This window comes from Clostridium sp. Marseille-P299 (genome assembly GCF_900078195.1).
GTDB lineage: Bacteria > Bacillota > Clostridia > Lachnospirales > Lachnospiraceae > Lachnoclostridium.
Genome location: NZ_FJVE01000007.1, coordinates 961208 through 983976, shown reverse-complemented (window position 1 = coordinate 983976; position 22769 = coordinate 961208). Strand labels below are relative to the sequence as shown.

Genomic DNA, 22769 nt, shown 5'->3' with positions numbered 1-22769 from the left:
GTTCCAGAATTAAAAGATATATGTACCATCATAAAAAACATGAGCACATGATTTTATATGATGGTATATATATCCTTATATAGATTTTACATGTATCCCATTCCATAAAGCTGTCTTAACTAACTTTTTAAAAATTCCTTACGTTTAAATTGCATATTCTTCCGATACTCCGTAGGTGATACCCCGCAAACAGATTTAAAGGTTTTCATAAAATGTTTCTCATTTTCATAACCAATTTTCTGGCTAATATCAATAATCTTCATATCGGTTTCTTCTAACAAACGTTTCGATTCTTGTATGCGTATTTCCTTTAAAAAGTTTACAAAATTACTTCCTGTATATTGCTTAAAAACATAAGAAAATAAAGAATAATTCATAGAGATATGATTTGAAACAACGGCCATATTCAAGTCTTTATCGTAATTTTCCATAATATATTGAACTGCTTGTTGAATTTTTTGCTTATTCTTATAATCATCAAATTGACGATTTAAGTTTTTACAAAATTCCGTGATCCATAACATCATCTCTTTTTCAAATTCCTCAAAGCAATTATATTCATAAATCTTTTGAAATTGTTGCAATTCCCCATTGCTAACCTGTAATACATTCGAGTAGGTAGATTGTATTCCTTCAAATAAAATTGAAATATGCTTTTCTATATTTGTAGGCGCATATCCTCCTAATTTCGCATTCTTAAAGATACGTCCAAGTTGCCTTAATGCTTCGTCATATTTATCAGTTCCTAATAACTGAATAATTTGTTTCATTATTAAGTCATCTAATTCCATTCGATGTTCTTTATTATGTACCTCATCATAAGTTATGAGATTTTCGCCTAAAAAGTAGGCTTCTCTCCTAGCTTCTAATGCTTCCTTATAAGCAATTTGTAAGGATTCTAATCCTTGATGTTCGCTACTTACTCCAATATAGCGATTTAATAATTCCGTTTTGACCATTAAGTTTAAATTTTCTACTTCCGTAATAAATAATTCGGTATCATCAACATCACTTAAATAGATATACATATCCCCGTTATGATTCTTTTTACCGATATTATTCGTACAGCAAATTACATACTTTCCATTATAACCTGAATTATTCATGCTGACCTTGTTAGCATGATACAATACCTTTTTAATACTGAGTTTCATACATTTATTACTTTCACCTAAAAAGTGAAATCTAGATATAGAAAAAAGGCCTCTTCTTTGTTAAAATTTAAGTGCGACCCAAAATCAAACAAAGGAGAAACCTTATATGTCTAGTTTACAGGATTTACACTTAGAATGCAATAACCGTATTAAAATAAATTTTAATGGAGGAGAACTTTCCTCCGATTCTGGATTACTTTTACTCTATGAATATATAAATAAACTAAAGATCCCCTCTATCATTGCTGAGAATTTTAGTACTGATACAAAACAGCGTATTCATTCTGATTCATCCATACTCATGCAACGTATCTTTCAAAACATCGCTGGGTACTTTCAAGATGATGATGCGGATGAATTGGCTTTTGATCCTATATTTACTCAAATTCTTTCGAAAGAAAGATTGGCATCTCAACCTACAATAAGCCGTTTTATGAATCGTCTTGATGACATCTGTATTGTGCAGATGGATGTTCTTCATCAACTATTACGTGAGAAGATTTATTCTTATGAACAACCACAACAGATCATTCTTGATGTCGACTCTACTTCATTTACTACGTATGGTTCGCAAGAAGGTAGTAGCTATAATACTCATTATCAAAACGTTGGATATCATCCATTATTAGTATTTGATGGGTTAACTAAGGATTTATTAAAGGCTGAGTTAAGACCAGGAAATACTTACACTTCAAAGGACGCACATAATTTTTTGTATCCTCTCCTATTGGAATATATGGATAATTATCCAGATACTCAACTATTCTTAAGAGGTGATAGTGGTTTCGCAGACGTTATGCTTTATGAAAAGTTAGAGACCAATGGTGTGAGTTTTGCTATTCGTATGAAGGAATCAGCACGCTTACGTAAGATGGTTGAAGGTGATGTTTATGATTTTATGGAATCATTAAACAATAATCTTGTTGATTACGCTTGCACTTATACTGAATTCATGTATGCTGCTGATAGCTGGGCATATCCTCGTAGAATTGTTTGCAAGATTGAAAAACCATATGGAGTAATGGTAGCTAATTATACATTCATCGTTACAAATATGGAGATTCCTGCCCAGGATATTTTACGTTTTTATTGTAATCGAGGGACTATGGAAAACATGATTAAAGAAGCAAAACTAGGCTTTCATATGAATGCTATGCCAAATCATGATTTCATAACTAATCAAAATCGACTCCAAATCAATATGTTAACATATAACATATTCAATTGGTTTCGTCGAATGGTTTTACCAAAGAAGATGAGACATCTTCAAGTTGATACAATTCGTTTAAAACTTATAAAAATAGCAGCAAGGCTAACGAAGAAATCACGCTATCTAATCTTTAAGTTATGCAGTAGTTGCCCTTATAAAAATGAATTTAATGAGGTTTTATCAAAAATACATTCACTAAGACCACTACAAAGGTTATTAGAGTAGATAGTGAGTTGCACATTGGCAGTTAAAAAAAGAGAGTAATAATACCTTAGTTAAATTCCTTTCTTTTTGACTGTTAAAAAAAGTAAAATCATAAAATCAAAGTAAAAAACAACGGGCTGATATAAAGATCAGTAAATTAACTTTGTTATTTACTTACATGAATAATTCAGGTATAAAATTGATTACTATACTGTTTAAATAACAACTCTTTTTCTTGCTGGGTGATATTTTCATTTAAAATGAAATATTTTAATTGCTGATAGCCTAAGGTTCTATCTTGCTTTAATAATTCCTTGCTCTCTATAATTTCAGCATTTAATTTTTCTAAAACCTCTCGAATCTTTTCCCTATCAATCGGCTTTAATATATAATCTTTCGCCCCCATGCGCATCATTTCTACTGCATACGAAAAATCATCATATCCACTGATTGCAACCGTTAAAGGAACATGAGGTAGCTTTTGCATTTCTTTTACTAATTCGATTCCGTCCATCTTTGGCATGCGTATATCTGTAAACATAACATCAATCTCTTGCATTTTTAAGATTTCTAATGCCATCTGTCCATTATTACACTCGATAATATTATCTACCGTTACACCTGATCTTTGGATCATCGACTTAATACCAAGACGAATCATTTTTTCATCTTCAACGATTAATAAAGTATGCATTTGTTCCTCCCTCTTTTTTTATGAATATCAAAACTATTGCTACATCTAATTTAGATAATCTATTTCCTCTTGCATTGGAATACGTACTCTAATCTTCGTAAAACACTCTAATTTTGAAGCGATTTCAATTCCATACTTGTCTCCAAAATTCATTTTAATTCGGTCCTGTACGTTCTTTAACCCAATACCATTTCCTGAACCACCCGAAGTTTCTATTTCACCAGATATCTTTTTTAACAATCGATCAACTTCTTCTTCACTCATACCCTTTCCTGCATCTGTAATCTCAATGATACAATCTTCCTTTTCTACAAATCCTTTTATGTAAATATTCGTATCTTCCGCCATTTGCTCTATTCCATGGTAGATCGCATTTTCAACAATGGGCTGTAATGACATTTTAGGAATCTTTTGCGTAAGTATCTCAGGCGGTATGTTTACAGACAGATAGATTTCATAGTCAAAACGAAGATTTATCAATGTCATATAGTTACGGACATACTCCATTTCATCCATAACTGTTACAAGGTTAGAACTCCATTTCATACTGTAGCGAAGAAGTTTTCCCAATGTAGTTATAGCATCTGAAATAGCATACTTTTCTTCAATTTCAGCCATCATCTTTATAGATTCCAACACGTTATAAATAAAATGTGCATTGATTTGATTCTGTAGTGCCCGAATCTGTGTATTTTTAACTAGTAATTCATGCTTAAAATTATCATAGGTTAATTGTTTGATACTACTTAACATTTTATTGATTTGGTTACCCAATTCCCCCATTTCATCGGAACCACAATTTTCAATAACAACGTTTAAATCTCCTTTTTGCACTTCTCGAATGGAATGAAGGATTTCATAAAAACGTTTTAAGACCCCCTTTACCACTGAATTAATACAAACTACTAATATTGCAATTACTAAAATAGCGGCAAAAATAAACCAACTGCGTTGATTATATATTGAACCAACATCGGAACTTATGTCATCCATACTAATTAAAATTCCCGATAATTCCTTAACCCATTGATAACCAACTACTACAAATCTTTTATCTAATTTCATTAGATATACTTGATTATCCTTCGGATTTGCTATATGAGATTTTATTATCTGGTCTATAAGTTCATATGATTCTTCTGATTCTTCGCCGTCACCTAAATAATAATTTTCATCACTATCGACAAAACAACTCCACTCCGTATCTGTTGTATCATATAAAGAAGGAAACATCGTTTCCATTTCCATTGCAACTTCAAGAGTTGCGATTTGTCCAAGCCCATATGCCTCAATGGGTGTAACTAAAGACATGATTTTCTTATTTTGATTTAGTACAAAGGATTCAAATATGGTATCTACATAGTTATACTTCCAACCATTTAGATTTACATCATGAGCCCAAGATAATTTATCCATTCGCGTCTTACGATAAAGAATTGGCATCATCTCTTGCATTGTATTGCTTTCTACATACACCCTTATTTGATACAAATATGGATTGTTATTCACCATACGTTCTAACGAGGCTATATCCTTATTGTAGATTTCCATTAAGGTTTCGATGCTATAACTTTCACCTTCCCTTATTCCAATTAAATAATCATTTAAGGTCTGATCACTTATGAAAAACTGAGTAGACATATTAATGGAATCAATATTTTTTAGTATTTGATCATAATCTTTGCTTAATTTGTAAGTCACCGCATTTTGTTTTTCTTTAATTACATTATCCTCCATATTTTTAAATAACCAAGCGGATAATGCAACGATTGGCAATAGGACGAAGAACAAAATAATAATCGTGAACTTGACATTAAGCTTTAATCCTAGGAATCTTTGTTTCATTCTATTCATTATTTAATCCCCAATTTTTTTTTCGTCTCCTTGATTTGCTTTGTACTTTCTTCTTTCACAATATTAAATCCTAGCTTCTCTCTTTTATCAACAAACTCCTTTAGTATAGAATCAAATTCTTCTTCTGAAGATGCTAGTAATAATTTCGGTAAGGTAATACTCCATAGTTTTTTTATATTTATATCTGTATTTCCTGCTTCTGTATTACTATCAAATCTAATTTCGTATTGTCCAAGGTAATGACTATAGGGATAAGTCCATTCCTCTAATTGACTGTTTGGTTCCTCTAATTTAGGTTTCCAAGCTAGTTGCATTACATTATCCTGAAACATCCAGTAAGTATTATCCGCTCCATATAATCGATCGTATTCACTGCGATTTGAATTAATTAGCTTTTTTACCTCTGGCTTAATGACAGCTTTTCCATCTACCATATCATATGTTTTACCTTCTACACCAAGATACGTAATCTTTTGTCCATGTTCACTCATTAAATATGAAAAAAGTGCGATTGCTCTTTCTGGATACTCACAATTCTTAGAAATTAAAGTTACGGTCCAACCATTAATACCTGCTCCTGGAAGTATATGATCATCACCTGCAGCATTTTTAGGTCCATCAATCGCTATGTAAATGCTATCCGGATCATTTGCATAAAGTAGTGCCTGTTGCGCACTCATATCCGTACGTTGATATAACATGCAAAAATACTGCCCTCTCGCTACTTTTTCTTCCATCTGCGTCCTCTGATCAATAAAAATATCTTCTTTTAATAGGCCCTCCGCTCCTAATTCACGAAACATTTTTAACCAAGTTATGTAATCAGCATCTGTATATCGATCATAAAACTCTCCGTCTTTTTCAAATGGAATTGCTAAAAAATTCTGAAGATATTGGTCAAAGGAATTACACCCCGTATTTGTAAAAATATGTGTTCCCACTGGTATTAGTGGATATCCATTTACCTCTGGATATAGCTTAGCTGCCATCTCAACCGCTTCTTTAAATCCTTTCGGTGTTGTCATATCTGGCTTTCCAATTGCTTCATAGATATCTTTTCTTACTAAAAAAGTTTGATTGGAGGCTATATTCTTATTCTCAATATAATCAGAAGGTAAATACGAAGAATTTGGATAAGAATATAAATTCCCGTCTTCTCTCGTATACCAATCAACTACTTGTGGATCCGCAACCTCCCAAAAGTAAGTATCATACTGATCCGCTAATTCATTTAAAGGATACACCATACCTTTATTTATCATTTCATCTACCTGATTGTCCCACCATCCAAGTGTTATGATATCTGGTAATGTATCTGATGAAATTAACGCATTAAATTTCTCTTCCTCGTTCCCAAGGGGTGTGATAAAATTTATGGTTACGCCAGTTTCTTCTGTTATGGTTTTTGAAACTAGATTTTCTCCCCATGGCGTGGTATACCATGAGAAATTCACGTACCAATCTAGCGTCACTTCCTCATCAGAATATACTTCCCACATTGGCCTACCGTCCGCTATCACAGGTTCTTTTTCATCGACTATTTCTTGTTTTGAGCATCCTATGAATAAAACAGACATGCTCATGGTAAATCCCAGTAACAACCTTAATACATTTCTTTGTTTTCTCATCTTTAACCCCGTTTTTTTATGATGCTTCAATTTTAAAAGAAACTCTTTTATTTTATAGCCCACTATATCATAATTCATATAACGCAATATGGAAGTTATCTAATTTCAATCTTCACATTTTCCTATATTTTTATTAATTCAAATATAGCAAATCATGTACAAAAATGCAAGAATTCTCCAGACGAGTATACTTACAAACAAAGCAGCAAAAGCCAGAAAATAACTAAGATATCTTTGCTTAACCTCTTTTAAACATTCGATATCTTAGCCATCTTTCTGGCATTTAACATATTTTATTCTTTTACACTACCTGCTGAAATACTGCTTATAATATATTTTGAACAAAAACAAAATACAATTAAAATTGGTATCACAGAAATTGCTACTGCTAAATAAATTGCTCCTTGATTGGATGCTATATCCGTGGATGAATTCAGTGAAGAAATCATAACTGGAAGAGTAAACTTTGTCGGCGTATTTAAAAGAACTAAAGGCACTAAATAAGAATTCCAATTTCCTATAAAAGATCCAATGGACATTGTTGCGATTCCTGGTGCCATGATTGGAAGAACTATTTTATGAAACATATGTATTTCTCTAGCTCCATCAATCCTTGCCGCTTCTAATAAACTCTTTGGTAATACCGACAATACATACTGTCTTAAAAAAAACACTGTCCCAGGAGCTGCAATTGCTGGGATAATTAATGGAATATAGGAGTCTACTAATCGTAATTTACTTACCAGATTATAAAATCCTAATAATCCTAGTTGCCCAGGGATCATCATAAATATAACAATCGTTGTAAATATGATATTCTTTCCTTTAAACTTATATACTGCTAATGCAAAGGCAGTTAATGCCGAAAAATATGCGGTTAAAACAGTTGCTGGAACCGCAACTTTAATACTATTAAAAAAACCTAGAAATAAATTAAAATATCCGGATACAATTCTCCAATTCTCTTTGAGGCTATCTCCTGGTTTAAATGTAAAGGAGGTCATTATTTCCCTTCCACTTCTAGTTGAATTAACCATCATTAACAAGAATGGAAGCAAACATACAATTGCAAGGCTGATTAATAGTATATAAAGGATGGACTTTTTAATTTTTGTTCCCATTTTTACCTCTCATTCCGCCGCCTACGACGGCACAAAATTAAACGAAAGAAGCCGCATCGCGGATTCTTTTAGAGTGAACATATCTTTTCTCTCACTCCTAATCCTCCTTCTTGCTATATAGAAGCTTATACTGAATTAGCGATACAACTAAAATTATGATAAACAAGGAATATGCAATTGCTCCTGCATAACCTACTTGATAGGTTTCAAATCCAAATTTATATAAATACATAACAACTGTTTGCATAGAACCAGCTGGATTACCTGCTGTTCCACCAGTGATTAAGAATGGTATATCAAAGATTTGTAAGCCACCTATTAGCGATGTAATTGCTACATACAACATAATTGGTTTTAATAATGGAAGCGTTATTTTCCCAAACACATACCATCTACCAGCCCCATCAATTGCAGCTGCCTCAAAATAATCTCTTGAAATTCCTTGTACACCAGCCATTAGTAAAATAAAAGAGTTACCAAACCACATCCAAGCACCAATGATAGACACAACATAAGGTGCTGTAGAAGTCTGCCCTAACCAATCAATTGGTTGCTTTACAAGACCGATATTCATTAGTATCTGATTTAAAGAACCAAACCTCCAGTCAAGTAAGGTTTTAAATAAAAATGAAACGGATGTTGCTGCAATTAAATTAGGCAAATAAAATAAAGCACGAAAGATACCAAGACCTTTCATCTTATATTTCATATCACTAAAAAGAATTGTTAATAAGAATGCAAGCCCTAATTGAACTACAATATTTACACCCCAAATCTTAACGGTATTAAAAAGTGCTTTCCAGAAAAATTTATCATGAACAACACGACTATAATTGTCCAATCCCACAATTGTAGCTTCTCCATAACCTTTGTAATTTGTAAAGCTTAAGTACAAGGTTCGAACCACTGGATATACATTAAATACCAAAAAAACAACAACAAACGGTAACACAAAAAGATATGCGATATTATTGTAGTTTCTCTTTTTTCCCTTACGTATTGTTTCCGTTCTAACCATATGCATTACCCCCATTGGTGGTTTTTGAGTGAAAGAGGTTGTTGCAAACCTTGCGACAACCCCTTCTATATTATAAATATGATAGATAAAATGTTTATCGTTCAATCTTAATCTCTGGATATGTGGAAGCTACAACATCATAGAATTCATTTACTGCATCTTCTTTTGATTTTTCACCAGTCTTTACTGATGTAATAGCTGCACCCCACGCATCTCCAATTGCCTTATCATATTTTGTTACTTTAGAATAATCAATACCTTTTGCTTGCTCTAACCAGAATGCATAAAGTTTTTGTCCACCATAGATTTCATTTTCATCGTCTGCATGCTTTTCTAAAGTTGGGATATAAGAAACTGTATCACCCTGAGATGCTTCGATCCACCAATCCATTGTTGATTCATTTAATGTACAGAATTTAACGAATTCCCAAGCAAGATCTTTTCTCGCAGAATTCGAGCTAATTCCAATGAAAGTACCTCCACCAAATCCATAAGAAGGACCTGAGCAAACGCCCCATAATCCAGAAGTGCCTTCAACATTATCTCTCATTGTAAGAACGCCCCAAGCAGGAAGTCCAAAAGCAAATACTTCTGTTTTTTCTGCATCTGCAGTCGCTGCTTCAAATGATTCTGCATCCCAAATATTCATATCATCAGTACCCCATTGTGTTTCAGCTGTTAAAATAGGTACTGGACCACTCATCGCTTGATACCAAGGTGCTGCCCATTGGCTTGCAAATGCAGTTAAATCATTTTGATATAATGCTACGCAAAGGTCCATATAATCATATCTTCCTTGATCAACATTTAATTTACCATCGATAACCCAAGCACTATCACCTGAGAAGTAGTTTGTCTCTGCATCTGATGCAAAGATACGATAACCTGCTGCTTTTAAAGTTTCACCTGTTTTTTGAATGGTGCTATAATCTGCAAATAACTTGCCAATCTCCACTGGATCATCGGTACCAAATACGGTCTTAGCAATATCTCTTCTATAATAGATACCAGCAGGTGTTATTTGATAAGAAATAGCTCTTTGAATACCATTTGCATCCTGTCCAACTTTCCATACATAATCAACAATCTTATCTGCATATTCTTGTGCATTGTATGGCGCTTGATTTAAATCCTCAAAAAATCCTGCTTCATACATATTCTCCAACATCTGAGGTTCGCCAACGATAACATCCGGCTCTTTTGCTCCACCTAAAATTGCAGCTTGAACTTTTGTAGGATAATCTGCTGGTGCAATTACAACCGTTTCAACTTCAATTCCATCATTTGCTTCCATGAACTTATCCGCAAACTGTTTTAAATCATCTGCTAGAGTCCATACCACTAATTTTTTATCGCCTTTACTTTCTGTACCGGTTTTTACCCCATCACCACTTACTGATTTGCCCCCTGAGTCTTTACTACTACATGCTGTTAATGAAAAAATCATTACCCCTGCTAACAAGATAGCTGTTAACTTTCTAAGCTTCATAAATATCCTCCTTTTTTAAAACAACTTGTTTCGTTTTGTAATTTCATTATAACTTCACAAGACATTTGTTATAATGTCTCTTTTTTTAAAAAGGTGTTCTTTTTTTAGGTCATATAATATTAGACAAAACCCCTGCTTTATTTGCTTATATAACAAATTGAACAAACAGAATGACTCATGCTTTATTTGCTGATGTAACGAATTGAACAAACAGAATGACTCATGCTTTACTTCCAATGCTTAGTCACTTCCATAGGCATGTGACAATAGAATGCTTCTCTACAACACACTGAATTCCATAGCCTTTCTCACGAAGTGTAACAGGTATATCCTTATCCGACTTATTTAAGATAATTAATACTCTTTCTCCGTCTGGATTTAGAAAAGCTACTGTTTCTATCTTATCTGTATAACAAGTTGTCATAATCTGTACAGCCCCTCGTTTGATATACCTACTAAAATGGCCAATATAGTAATAAGAAAGTCTTTTTTCTAATCCACCATTTCCATCACACATAATTGGAGCCGCGCAGAAATTACCAACATGATTCGGCCCGCCCTTTTCATCTAGTAATAAGTTCCAGTCAATAAAGGCTTCAATTCCTGCTTTTAAATTTCCTAGCATATCATGAGCATACATTTCAGCCTTTTCTATTTCTCCTGAATCCGCAAATCTGGAATACTCAACACATCCCTCAGTAAAGAAAACTTTCTTCTCTGGATAAGCCTTCTTAACTGCTCGAATCCCATCAAAATGATCTCCCGTATACCAATGCACCGCTACTCCGTTTACGCAGTCCCTACTTCCATCTACTAAAAAGGTACCCGTTACTCTGTCATATACTGCTTCTTTATTATGATCCCATATAAATATCTCAACTTCTGATAATCCAGCTTCCTTTAAAGCAGGTGCAAGATAATCACGTACAAAGATTCCTTCTTCTTCTGCTGTATAGATGCAAGAATCCCATGTTTGAACAGCTTCTGGTTCATTTTGAATGGTAATATATTTGATATTGATACCAACTTCATTGTAGGCATTTATATACTTAATAAAATACTCTGCCCAAAGACCATAGAACTCTTCCTTGAGTTTTCCACCGTGATTCATCTCACCATTTGTCTTCATATATGCAGGTGGTGACCATGGAGAAGCTAGAAAATGCATGTCTTGCTCATTCATTGCTTTTTTTATCAATGGAATCATATTCTTTTTATCATGGGCAATATCAAAGGATTCTAATGTTATATCACCTTCCGCAACATAAGTATAATTTCCAAGGGCAAAATCACAACTATTGATATGAACTCGCCCCATATTATAGCGAAGTCCTTCCTTTTTAAAATAAGCGGTTATAAATTCCTCCTTACCTTCCTCACTTAAATTCTCATAGTTATGAACCGTTGCTTCTGTAAATGCGCCACCAAATCCCTCGATTTGCTGTTCCATTAAATCTGGATATACATTGATTACATGCATACAATCTTTGGTGAAATCTGCATGTTTCAACTCTTCCTCCCAATACTTCCCTTGCAGTTGGTTTGTGATAATAAGCTTTATATCTTCCATCTTTTTCACTTCGTTTTTCATCCTACTTTCCTCCATCTTTTATTCCATACCTTCCATTTTGATTCAATATAACTTACCGATATAATTACGATTGATTTTCAACGTTAAATTTTTACGGTATTTATTTGAGTTTCACATGAATTTTTGCAACATTGCCATTACGCACATCTTTCGCATAGGTTCCGTATAACTTTTCTTTATTGGTTAAATACACACTACCATCAACATACTGGATTTCCATGGATGCGACTTCATAGTCTCCTGGGAAGTAATCTCTTTCTTCTTCGCACTCATAAATCACTTTTGTTGTTCCTAAAAACATTGCTTCTACCCTTTTATTTTCCCCAACGAGATATTTAGGAAGCATCGGTTGAAATTGAAGAACTAAATTATTCTCTTCCATCCGAAACGGATTTCCAAACATCATTAAAATCCACATCTTTAAAAATTCAACTGTTGATCCACTTAATCTAGCGACAAAGCCTTGCCCATGATATGCTTTATTCGGATTTTTACTGCTTGCAATAAACGAAGAATTCTCATAAATGCTTCTTCCATAAACATTCGGATCTAAAAATGGTATTCCTGCATTATGAAAATCTGCTGCAAATTCCTTAAATAACCCAGATTTTAATAATTCTAACAAGTACTTATATTCCATATGTAACCAAATGGACTCATTTTCAAGCCAGCCTGGTGTAAAGGCTTTTGCCCGACCAAGTTCATAGGACGCATCTTTAAGGGAAGCATTTACCTTATACATCTGCAATTTATTATCATACAAGTCACTTTGTTTAATCTTTTCATATAAAGCTTTCTTTGTTGTTTTCGTATGATTAAGTTTCATATAACGCACTGGACCTTCTAAAAACAATGGCAATCCTTGAACGGTAAAACGCTTTGGATAAATGCCTTCTTCTGTTTCTATATACTGATCCATTGAATATGTAAAATACGTAGGGCAAATCTCATTTCCATAGGAACATGCCTTTTGGATTCCACTTGTCACTGCGATTTGCATACTTTTTAGTATGTGAATTAACTCATCTACTGGCACCTCTTTTTTACTACCAGAGATTCCAGAGAATATCTTTTCCCAATAAGCTTCTTTCACATCGTTTCTTTCATTCCAAAATTCAATTAACTCTTCCTTGGTCTCAATGTCCTCTTTGTACTTATATGTAACGTCTCCTAATTTCAGTAAAAGTTCCGCTGTTTCATTGATAAGCTTTACATTCATCTTATACTTTTCTAAAACATCTATCGTATAATGGAGCATTCTCTTAAGTTCATAAGTTTCCGCCATAGACGAGCCAAATAATCCAGGCATACCATTGAGTGCATCATACCACCCTGGTTTTCCGCCCTCCATTTCTACACCCATACCATAGGCATCAAGTGCTGCATACTTTACCACACATAGGAGAATTAACTTTTCAATTAAAGTAGATTCAATAACATTACCATCTTGATTGCGTAATAATTTTTCGTTTTCATTTTCCTTTTTCAAATTATGAAGGAAATGATACTGCCGAACTCCATTTTCTGTTTTTACATAGCGTTTTGCTCTAGGCAATATCTGTGCCTGTGATGCATAATACGAAATTGCTGTATAAAACAATAACTCTTCTTCTTTCTCTGGATAAATACTTAGATAGCTCTCAATTAAGTCTAAATTATAAGTCCAGTGATCTGACCAATATCCTTCTCCAAAATCCGCATTGACCATACTTTCTGCTTGTTCCAATACACTTTGAAAATAAGTTTCTTCTTCTGTTAAATCTTCCACTCCAATTTCTTCTAACTTTCGAAAAAATGCCCCTGGCGTAAATGGTTGCTTAAAGAATCCTATTAATTCTTCCTTTTGTTCTTGACTTAATTGGTCAAAAATCATTTCTGCTTTCTCTTCTTCTAAGGTATAGCTCACTTTTTCTACCGCCAATGGGTTATAACCATCCAGTTGTATTAACCCATAGAACTTTTTGATATTTTCCATTCCTACATAAGGAGTAAAAAAATTATCACATCTTCTGTTTTGATTTACATCTCTAAAGTTCCCATTCCCTTGGGAATAAAACTCTGGTAACATACGAAAATAGTTATAATCTCTTTCAATATCCCCATGCTTTCTTGAATATACATAAAAAATTTTATCTCCATTTATTTTTATTGGATAACCACCGCGCAAAACATTGTCCATATACGTATACTTGCAATACGCATCAAACTCTTTTGAAGCGGTCTTTGTATCAATTACTTTACAAAGGTCTTTCGCGAGATTTTCTGCTTCTACTTTCTTTGATTCAAAATAATCACGATCCATTGCCTTAGAAACAAACTTTTTAAGTACTGATTTATTTACTACTTGACCAATCACCTGATACATGACTAAACTTTCTTTCTTTTCTAACCTTTGTTTCTGAGCAAAAAAACTGCAAGGATACTGATTTGTCGTTACTTGCTCACTTAAGAAGAGTGTATCTAACCCCTGATCTCGAAATCCAATTGCCACTGTCAATGAGGTATCGTAGCCAAATACTAACGAAGGGTCTACAACTACTGGTAATTTCGTTCCATCGGATAAACATGCAAAAGAAAAATTTCCACCTTCCACTTCTGTAACTTGAGCACTATCTTCCATGCTTGCCCTTACTCTAAAATAAGGAACCTTACTCTCTATGTCCTCTGCTTGCATCCAAGCCTTTGACGTATGACCCATATTTTTAATACTTTCCATATTTACACCATATGGTAACAAGGAAGGGATTCCATCCAATACTTCTAGCTCAATACTCTCCTCACTGGTATTCGTAATAGTGAGCTTACGCACCAATGCCCCAACTCGTTCACTTGGCATGATAAAGTACTCTACACTTGTATGTAATCCAAGCATCTTATCCTCTTCTTCGATACCAAAACTATTCATAGCAATGTGCATCTGCTTTTTCGTTTCTTCTTTTGTAAATAACTCGTTATAAACTCCATCTTTTCTTATAAAAGTTCGAAATCCAATTCTGTCTACATTTTGATACGATTGATGCGCTGGAAAAAACTCCATAATTCCATGATCCTTATCCTCAACTCCTAAACTTGTAATGCATTGCCCACGATTTACATAATAGCACCAAATTGGAATCCCATGGACACCTGCTAGCCCAGGTAAAAAGCTTGAAAACGTAGCCTTTTTATCATAATCATTAATAGTAAATGTTGTATCTGTCATAAGTCCCTCCTATATTAGCCAGACGATGATTTGGTGTTCCGATTCTTTATCAAGTAACTCAATTTGCTCTTTTTGTAATAGGATATTATTTTCCTGTAAATTAATCCTGTTACCATCCAAATAGACATCACCTATACGATATTCGCCATATTCTTTATGCGTTTCATTCACATATACTATGTTAAAAAGTCTTTCCCCAAATGGTAACGAAATCTCTGCTCTACCTTCTGCATCAAACTGTTTTGCCATTAACCTTGGCATAATACTTAATGCTCCTAAACTTCCTTTCACTCCAAATATTTGAGTTATTACCGTTAACATATACCAACTTGCTGCTCCTGTAAGGTAGTGATACATTCCTCTCCCGCGATCATTAAAATATTCAGGAATTCCAGGATAGATCTTACTCTTATTAAAATTTATGGATTGCTTATAAAGAGCATTTAGAGCTTTATATCCTTCCTTTGCAAATCCTCTATTATAAAGTGCATTCGCATACATCGTTGTCATATGCGAAAAAACAGCGCCATTTTCTTTATGTCCATATGCAAAACCAAACATTCTTCCAAGATCTGTTTTCATTTCATGAAAATTTGTATTCAGACGATATCCACCTACATCCTCTTTGTATAAATATTTATCTGCACTCGCTACAATCTCTCCAACTTGTTCCTCCGTTGCTGTTCCTGACATAATAGTAAATACCTGTCCTGTGAGCATCATTCGTATCCCATGTTCCGTTTTTCCTTCTACCTGCTGCCCGTGATTATCATAGTAGCTATTAAACCATCCAGATTCATCTACCTGAATCCATTCTGTTTTACGTATATGTTCCTGTAACCACATTGCTTTATTCTCTAATCCAGCAATTACAAGTTCGGTTTTTATGCGAACTTTTTCTCCTGAAATCGTATGCTTACAAGATTCGCAGTAGGAGTCCAATAAAGACTTTTTCATTCGTATACTCTTATATAAGGTACTTTGATCTGTAAAAAGTAGCTCCATCTCCTTTGCTACTAAGACATTTTCCATACCATAATCTTTTAACAAACATTTCAACAATCTAGCTAAAGTGAACAAATTTCCCGCATACGCTGCCGTAAATGCTACACTTTCTCCACGTTCATTTGCCATATCCAGTGCATCATTCCAATCTGCTCCTCGTATACGCATATGGTTATGCTCTCCAACTTCATAAAAGCAAGTAAGTGTTTGCACTAAAATGTGTTCTAATATTGTGCCATAATAAATATTTCCTTTTAGATCTTTTTGTATCGGTTCTCCTTGATTTAAAAAATTATCATCAATCTTAGTACCTCTGCATACTTGTTTATCTTTAAAATATGATTTCTCCTCTAATAAAACAGATACATCACCCGTTTGTTCGATATAAAGTGCTGTTGTTATCAATGGCCACAAACCGTGGTCCATCCATACACGGGTAATATTATTTCGATCTGCAACAAATTCCCCTTGCTTACTACCAATGATGGTTGCATTTGTACCATCCATACGAACTCCACCAAAATTATCAAGGAGCATTTCTTTTACTCCTTCTGGATTCATCATGAGAAGTGCCAAACAATCCTGCCACAAATCTCTCCAACCTCTACCACCTTTTCCATAATCATGATGTGGTAAAAACGAACAGCCATAAATTCGCCTTAGTATTGGTTGAAAGCTAACCCAATACATGAAATTATCAAACTCTGAATCGCCAGTACGATAAGATACATTCAATCGTTTCTTCCAATGTTTTTGCTGGACATCAAGTGCCTTTTTTACCTTATCACTGGTTCCAAAACTATTTAGAGCTTGCTTATAAGAATTTTCATCCTGCCCCATACCAAGTAAAATTACAAATTCTTTACTCTCGCCTGGCGCTAAGGCAATATCCTTAAAGCGAATACCACCCATTGCCTCATAACCTTCAAATTCCATTCCTTTTAAAATACAATATTTTTTACGAAATACCGCCTCAGGGCATTCAAAACTTCCACCTTCACCAATATAATCTTCTACGATTGGATAAAATCCCATTGGCTTTTCACATTCTCCAGTTACCCCACTGACATAGTAACTCATTTCGTTTACTTGATGACCTCTCTCATCAAAGGACAGCGTTGGTTTTACTATGATACTCTCATCTTTTGTAGCAATCCTATGTAATAAGGATGTGACATGTCTGTGATCTCGCAAATTATCTGCACTTCTTCCATAGATAGGAATCGCAGCAATTGGAGTGATTTCACATGGTATTGTTCCTATATTACGAATAGTTACGGACATAATTTCAACCTGTTCTTCACTTACAGGTACAAAAGATAGTATTTCAGAGGATAAGCTAAATTCTTTTGATGTCCTTTTCATCTTATGCCAAAGGATACCTGCTTCTAACTCTGTTACTTCTTTTTCTTCATCCATAGAATCGAAGCGTTTACTCATATTATGAGAACTCACACCAGTTGCTGACCATATCCCCTTACCCTTTATGTCACACCAGAAATTCCTAGTACTCTTATTATTATGTAAATCTTCTGCACTGACAGGTTGTAGCAGAAAATGATTTTGATCAAGTTTACAATCCCCACCTAACGTAGGAGTGATTGCACTTTTTATTCCCTGTTCTCCTGCTAAAGGAAAGTATAGATATCCCGTCTGCTCTGGATTATCTATATGAAATGTTCCATATCTATCTTTAAACTTATATCCACTCATAATCTGCTCCTTTTACCAATTCTCCCTTTACTGTTTCCATACATTTTTCCCCTTTACTATTTATCTTTTTAAACATTTCTCCTTTTCCTATTCTCTCTTTTTACATTATAAAAAAGATCCATTTCCTAAGAAATGGACCTTTTTTTAATTAGGTGTTATTTTTTTAGTATGATATAAATTTAAAGAATGAATTCACTAATCTCATTCCATCTTATCCCTTCACCGCTCCTGCAGTCAATCCATCAACGATTTGATTGCTAAAACAACAATACACAACAATGGATGGTACAACTGCAATTACAATTGCTGCAAACATCTGAACATAATTTGTTGAATATGGCCCAACAAAATAAGTTAATGTAACTGGTAACGTCTTCTTTTTAACATCTGAAATAAATACCATAGCTAATAATAGTTCGTTCCAATTGGCTACAAATGTCATTAAGCCAGTAACAAACATTCCTGTTTTAGCAAGAGGCAATGCAATTTTAAAAAAGCATTGATAAATTGAACATCCATCGATACAAGCTGCCTCAAACATATCCCTTGGCATTCCTTTAAAGAAATTTACTAAAATATAGATTGTCATAGGTAGTGAAAATGTAACGTATGGCAGGATTAAAGCTAGTAGCTTATCTGTTAAGTTCATCCTTGAAAACGATACAAATAAAGGTATTAGTAAACTATGTACTGGTATCATCATTCCGATTAAAAAGTAAGTTAGTAATGGATTTGCTAGTTTAAAACGCATTTTTCCAATGGCAAATGCTGCCATAGATCCAACTAAAATACTTATAATTAAAGCAATAACACAAATAAAAATTGAATTTAAGGTTGCACTTCCTAATTTTCCTGCACTCCAAGCAATTTTATAATTATCCCACTGTAGTATTTTAGGTAAGCTAAATGGATTTTGAAATATCTCTGCATTCGTCTTAAAGGATACTAACACCACCCATAACAGTGGTCCAATATAAATAACTGCCAATATACATAGAAAAAAATAAATAATTATTGTACTAAGTTTTATTCTTTTCATCTGTTCCCTCCTATATCTCATAGTTCTGGGCTTTGAAACATCTATTAATAATAAACGTTACAATCAAACACATGATTAACAAAACTACACCAATTGCACTTGCATATCCATATTTAAAATATTGAAAGCCATTATAATATAAATGAGTTGCTAATACTTCTGTTCTATGATTTGGTCCCCCTTGGGTCATATTGTAAACTAAGTCAAAAAACTTAAGGGATCCTATGCAATTTAAAGATAAGGATGTTGCAATCATTGGTTTAATAAGGGGCAAAGTTATATAAAAAAAGCTCTTACTTTTACTAGCACCATCAATATAAGAGGCTTCATATAGTGACTTTGAAATTCCTGTAATCTGGGCCATATAAAGCATCATCGTGGTACCTACATACTGCCATAATGCAACAAAGGCTATAACCCACATTGGAAGGACAATAAATCCCTTTGTTTCCATTAACCATAAAGGACCTTTTATGCCAAAGATTGCAAGAATCTGATTAATTCCCATCTTAGGATTAAATAAAAATGACCATAATAGACCTAATGCAGCCGAAGATAATACTGCCGGTAAATAATAGATATTCTTAAATATATTTCTACCTTTTTTAATATTCGTAAGTAATACTGCTAGAATTAACCCCATTACCTGCTGAGTAACCGAAGAAAAAATCATAAAAAATAATGAATTTTTTAAAGCAATTTTCATTGTTTTATCAGAGCTTAATAGTTGTTTAAAATTATCAAGTCCTACAAATTTCGATTCCGTCAATGCATTCCAGTCGCATAGAGAATAATATAAAGCCTGGCAAATAGGAATCAGCAATACCGCTGTAAACAATATAATTCCCGGTGCCATAAACAGCACGATAGCCACTTTATTACGAAATAACTTATCCATATGTTTCCTCCTGTTACTTTAAATACAACTCTTAGAAAAATTGTACATAACTTCCACTACCGTACCTAGCACTACAGTTATAAAATGGTTGAAACTGTCGTATCAACTGTTCTCTTAATTTATTAATACGTAAGAATCAATTGACACGACAGTTTTTCTAAGTAAATTAAAACTTATTATTTCTTATTTTTTTTATTTTTTCTTATTATATTTATCATTCTCATAAATCATTATTTCTTCCAGACATTATTCTGATAGAATTCCTGTACCTGAGCAAAGGCTTCTTCTGATGTTAAACTACCTAAAAATAGATCAACCATTGCATTATCAAATACGTCTCCTGCTTCCACCGATGCTAGAGATTCGTTATAAAATCCGAACGTACCCGTTGATTTCTCTAAGATATCCATAACATAAGCAAGCTGTGCAGGTGCCTTATTTTCATCATACTCTACATTAATTACCGGAATCTTTCCGCCAACTTCTGCTGTGTATTTTTGAGCAGTTTCATCTGTAAAGAATTTCATAAGAGCAATGCATGCCTCTTGGTTTTTCGTTGTTGAACTCATAACTAAGTTATCCGTCTTTACAATCATACGATTTGGATTTGCTCCCCCCTCAATTGCAGGAAAGCTAAATACACCACATTTTGATTCGAATTCAGGATTTGAACCATTGATTTGCCCAATTGCCCAAGAACCCTGAACTAACATAGCTGCCTCGCCATTGTAAAATGCAGCGGTTGCCTGATCGTTTGAATCTCCTGCTGCTGTTTCTTGAAAGTACTTCGATAATTCTGCTAACTTATTACCTGCAGTAATAAATGATTCACTCGTCCAATCCAGCGTTCCCTCATTTACACCTTTTAAGTTATCAGGTCCCCCAGCTCTATCACAAAGATATCCAGCAATCATCGACAAGCACCATGCTGTACCAGCGGAGCAAGAAATTGGCGTAAAACCAGCATCTTTTAATTTCTGGCAAACAGCAATCCATTCTGTAAAATTCGTTGGTACTTCCACTCCTGCTACTTGAAACATTTCCGTATTATAAAATACAAGAGACGCTGCAAAATTAGTTGGTACTGCATATATTTTTCCATCATAAGTCATACGTTCAAAAATACCTTCGGTAAAATTTCCATACCAATCTTTTTCTTTATTATTTAGGATATCTGTTAAATCTGCAGCTACCCCAGCTTCCACGTATTGCGTTAAATTAGGTCCTGGATTACAGATGAATACATCTGGACATTTTTTCGCTGCTATCAATGCATTTAACTTTGTATCATACTCTTCAAGATTCGTTGTAATTGCTGTGACATGATATTTATCCTTATATTGTTCATTAAATCGCTCAATTACCTCAGCATATCCTTTGGAAATCAAATCTTCTGTAGCCGTTAAATCATCCCAAAACATCCATTGTAATTCTACAACCCCATTACTGTTCTCATTTGTAGTTTTAGATGAATCACTGTTTTTACAACCCGTTAGTAAACTAGTTACCATAAGTGCACATAGTAATACTGCTAAAACTTTTTTCCCCATAAAAACACATCCTCCTTATATATTAAAATTTATGAAAACAACACAAATAAGCTTGTGTTATTTCCATATTTTTACTATATCAGAGGATAAGTTTTTTGTCTTATTAATTATTGCTTATTTACTGCTAATTCTTGTTATCTGTGGGATATTTTATGAGGTTAATTGATTCGAATAGATTATTTTCGACTTTTCTTAGATGTTTCTTCGAAACTTTTAATCAATTTCTGTTCAGCAACCATAAGTACTTGCTCGTATCGATTTATTTTATCATTCAAAAGCTCTAATGATTCCTGCATGTCATTGATACGATCAATTAAATGGTTTCTTTGCTCAATTAGAAGCTCTTTTCTTGCATTCGCAGTTGCATCTCCCTGCTGAAATAATGAAACGTACTCAATCAAAGCTTCTATCTGAACTCCTGCTTTTCTCATGCACTTCATGAGTTCAATCCATCGGCACGAATCCTCATCATAATCACGATTACCACTACTGTTACGAGGCACTGGCGGAATGAGCCCAATTCTCTCGTAATAACGGAGTGTATCTGCTGTGAGTCCATACTTTTTACTTACTTCTGCTATTGTCATACCGACACCTCCTAGTTATTATTCTATTACTAAACGACACCCCTATGTCAAGTATTAAAACTTAAATTAAATTCTTATTACTTATATACTTTTTCCCATTTCATAGGCTTGTTGTAACGCTCTATTATTATTAATTTCTCCTTTTTTCCATACACCTAATCCATAGATAATTCCTTTTTCCTTTGCACCACTTAGACAATCAGTAAATCCTCGAAAACCTTCTATCGTTCGTTCCAAGGCATCTTTTGTATTATCCGCTGCTGTAGCAATAAAATAAAATTCTTTGTTCTCAATTTCTGTATAACGTGAACAAGTACGGTCAATTAAAGTTTTCATCTGAGCGTTCATCGTATAAAAATAAACTGGTGTTGCCATGACGATCACATCTGCTTCTACCATTTTTTCTAGTATTTCAGCCATATCATCTTTTTGTGGACAGGCTTTTCTATGTACGGAACAAGTACCACAGCCTGTGCAATAATTTATTTTTTTATCTCCTAAAAATATCTTTTCAACTTGATTTCCGGATTCTTTGGCCCCTAACATAAATTGATCACACAAGGTATCGGAATTACCTCCTTTTCTTGGACTTCCAGATAATATTAATACTTTTTTACTCATATAAAAACCTCCTACTTTCTTTTCTATAAATAAGTCGTTTATAACGTTTAAAATAATTCATTAGAACTTGTTTTAATTGTTTTAGTGCTACTTATAATTTAACCTCCCTTTCAATGTTATCATCATCTTATCACTTGGAGTTAAATCCAAGTCAATACTTATTTATTAAACGTTTGTATTTTATCGTTTGT

The 22769-nt window shown here is 33.8% G+C and carries 16 protein-coding genes; 1 reads left to right on the top strand and 15 read right to left on the bottom strand.

From position 1 onward, the window contains the following. Positions 1–119 precede the first annotated feature (119 nt). The gene (locus BN4220_RS12395) at positions 120–1106 is read right to left on the bottom strand and encodes a helix-turn-helix domain-containing protein (protein WP_066716688.1); all 987 of its coding nucleotides are present in this window, start codon (positions 1104–1106) and stop codon (positions 120–122) included. Positions 1107–1260: 154 nt separating this feature from the next. On the opposite strand from BN4220_RS12395, the gene BN4220_RS12390 reads away from it, so the two are divergent. After that, a complete protein-coding gene (locus BN4220_RS12390; protein ID WP_066712939.1) occupies positions 1261–2589 on the top strand; it encodes an IS1380 family transposase in 1329 nt (442 codons plus the stop codon). 166 nt (positions 2590–2755) lie between these two features. Here the strand turns inward: BN4220_RS12390 and BN4220_RS12385 are convergent, their stop codons facing one another. The 14 genes from BN4220_RS12385 to BN4220_RS12320 all read right to left on the bottom strand — a co-directional run bounded on the left by BN4220_RS12385 (position 2756) and on the right by BN4220_RS12320 (position 22578). Continuing rightward, on the bottom strand, positions 2756–3262 hold the full coding sequence (locus tag BN4220_RS12385) for a response regulator (RefSeq protein WP_066716686.1): 507 nt from the start codon (positions 3260–3262) through the stop codon (positions 2756–2758). Positions 3263–3307: 45 nt separating this feature from the next. Next, positions 3308–5116, bottom strand: coding sequence for a sensor histidine kinase (locus BN4220_RS12380; RefSeq protein ID WP_066716684.1), 1809 nt, complete (start codon positions 5114–5116; stop codon positions 3308–3310). Further along, complete coding sequence (locus BN4220_RS12375) at positions 5116–6744, bottom strand: extracellular solute-binding protein (RefSeq protein WP_082812416.1); 1629 nt, start codon at positions 6742–6744, stop codon at positions 5116–5118. The genes BN4220_RS12380 and BN4220_RS12375 overlap by 1 nt, the downstream gene beginning before the upstream one ends. A 293-nt stretch (positions 6745–7037) precedes the next feature. Next, the gene (locus BN4220_RS12370) at positions 7038–7865 is read right to left on the bottom strand and encodes a carbohydrate ABC transporter permease (RefSeq protein ID WP_066716682.1); all 828 of its coding nucleotides are present in this window, start codon (positions 7863–7865) and stop codon (positions 7038–7040) included. Between the two features lie 97 nt (positions 7866–7962). After that, positions 7963–8883: a carbohydrate ABC transporter permease gene (locus BN4220_RS12365; protein ID WP_066720922.1), complete on the bottom strand. Its 921-nt coding sequence runs from the start codon at positions 8881–8883 to the stop codon at positions 7963–7965. A 94-nt stretch (positions 8884–8977) separates the two neighbouring features. After that, positions 8978–10372, bottom strand: coding sequence for an ABC transporter substrate-binding protein (locus BN4220_RS12360; protein WP_066716679.1), 1395 nt, complete (start codon positions 10370–10372; stop codon positions 8978–8980). Positions 10373–10616: 244 nt separating this feature from the next. Continuing rightward, the gene (locus BN4220_RS12355; RefSeq protein WP_066716677.1) at positions 10617–11963 is read right to left on the bottom strand and encodes a glycoside hydrolase family 30 protein; all 1347 of its coding nucleotides are present in this window, start codon (positions 11961–11963) and stop codon (positions 10617–10619) included. 100 nt (positions 11964–12063) lie between these two features. Then, positions 12064–15165: a hypothetical protein gene (locus tag BN4220_RS12350; RefSeq protein ID WP_066716675.1), complete on the bottom strand. Its 3102-nt coding sequence runs from the start codon at positions 15163–15165 to the stop codon at positions 12064–12066. 9 nt (positions 15166–15174) lie between these two features. Beyond that, a complete protein-coding gene (locus BN4220_RS12345; protein WP_066716674.1) occupies positions 15175–17883 on the bottom strand; it encodes a GH36-type glycosyl hydrolase domain-containing protein in 2709 nt (902 codons plus the stop codon). 211 nt (positions 17884–18094) lie between these two features. Next, positions 18095–18922, bottom strand: a complete 828-nt coding sequence (locus BN4220_RS12340; protein ID WP_066716672.1) for a carbohydrate ABC transporter permease — start codon at positions 18920–18922, stop codon at positions 18095–18097. Positions 18923–18932: 10 nt separating this feature from the next. Continuing rightward, positions 18933–19820 (bottom strand): carbohydrate ABC transporter permease, encoded by an 888-nt coding sequence (locus BN4220_RS12335; RefSeq protein ID WP_066716670.1) that lies wholly within the window; start codon positions 19818–19820, stop codon positions 18933–18935. Between the two features lie 230 nt (positions 19821–20050). Continuing rightward, positions 20051–21370 (bottom strand): ABC transporter substrate-binding protein, encoded by a 1320-nt coding sequence (locus tag BN4220_RS12330; protein ID WP_066716661.1) that lies wholly within the window; start codon positions 21368–21370, stop codon positions 20051–20053. Between the two features lie 176 nt (positions 21371–21546). Then, entirely contained in the window at positions 21547–21957 is a 411-nt protein-coding gene (locus BN4220_RS12325; RefSeq protein WP_066716658.1) for a MerR family transcriptional regulator, read from the bottom strand. Positions 21958–22038: 81 nt separating this feature from the next. Continuing rightward, complete coding sequence (locus BN4220_RS12320; RefSeq protein ID WP_066716655.1) at positions 22039–22578, bottom strand: flavodoxin family protein; 540 nt, start codon at positions 22576–22578, stop codon at positions 22039–22041. Positions 22579–22769 lie beyond the last annotated feature (191 nt).

What these genes read in the sequence shown, in the direction of transcription:
- BN4220_RS12395 (WP_066716688.1), bottom strand. Translation starts at nt 1,106, where the DNA reads ATGAATAATTCAGGTTATAATGGAAAGTATGTAATTTGCTGTACGAAT.
- BN4220_RS12390 (WP_066712939.1), top strand. Translation starts at nt 1,261, where the DNA reads ATGTCTAGTTTACAGGATTTACACTTAGAATGCAATAACCGTATTAAA.
- BN4220_RS12385 (WP_066716686.1), bottom strand. Translation starts at nt 3,262, where the DNA reads ATGCATACTTTATTAATCGTTGAAGATGAAAAAATGATTCGTCTTGGT.
- BN4220_RS12380 (WP_066716684.1), bottom strand. Translation starts at nt 5,116, where the DNA reads ATGAATAGAATGAAACAAAGATTCCTAGGATTAAAGCTTAATGTCAAG.
- BN4220_RS12375 (WP_082812416.1), bottom strand. Translation starts at nt 6,744, where the DNA reads ATGAGAAAACAAAGAAATGTATTAAGGTTGTTACTGGGATTTACCATG.
- BN4220_RS12370 (WP_066716682.1), bottom strand. Translation starts at nt 7,865, where the DNA reads ATGGGAACAAAAATTAAAAAGTCCATCCTTTATATACTATTAATCAGC.
- BN4220_RS12365 (WP_066720922.1), bottom strand. Translation starts at nt 8,883, where the DNA reads ATGGTTAGAACGGAAACAATACGTAAGGGAAAAAAGAGAAACTACAAT.
- BN4220_RS12360 (WP_066716679.1), bottom strand. Translation starts at nt 10,372, where the DNA reads ATGAAGCTTAGAAAGTTAACAGCTATCTTGTTAGCAGGGGTAATGATT.
- BN4220_RS12355 (WP_066716677.1), bottom strand. Translation starts at nt 11,963, where the DNA reads ATGAAAAACGAAGTGAAAAAGATGGAAGATATAAAGCTTATTATCACA.
- BN4220_RS12350 (WP_066716675.1), bottom strand. Translation starts at nt 15,165, where the DNA reads ATGACAGATACAACATTTACTATTAATGATTATGATAAAAAGGCTACG.
- BN4220_RS12345 (WP_066716674.1), bottom strand. Translation starts at nt 17,883, where the DNA reads ATGAGTGGATATAAGTTTAAAGATAGATATGGAACATTTCATATAGAT.
- BN4220_RS12340 (WP_066716672.1), bottom strand. Translation starts at nt 18,922, where the DNA reads ATGAAAAGAATAAAACTTAGTACAATAATTATTTATTTTTTTCTATGT.
- BN4220_RS12335 (WP_066716670.1), bottom strand. Translation starts at nt 19,820, where the DNA reads ATGGATAAGTTATTTCGTAATAAAGTGGCTATCGTGCTGTTTATGGCA.
- BN4220_RS12330 (WP_066716661.1), bottom strand. Translation starts at nt 21,370, where the DNA reads ATGGGGAAAAAAGTTTTAGCAGTATTACTATGTGCACTTATGGTAACT.
- BN4220_RS12325 (WP_066716658.1), bottom strand. Translation starts at nt 21,957, where the DNA reads ATGACAATAGCAGAAGTAAGTAAAAAGTATGGACTCACAGCAGATACA.
- BN4220_RS12320 (WP_066716655.1), bottom strand. Translation starts at nt 22,578, where the DNA reads ATGAGTAAAAAAGTATTAATATTATCTGGAAGTCCAAGAAAAGGAGGT.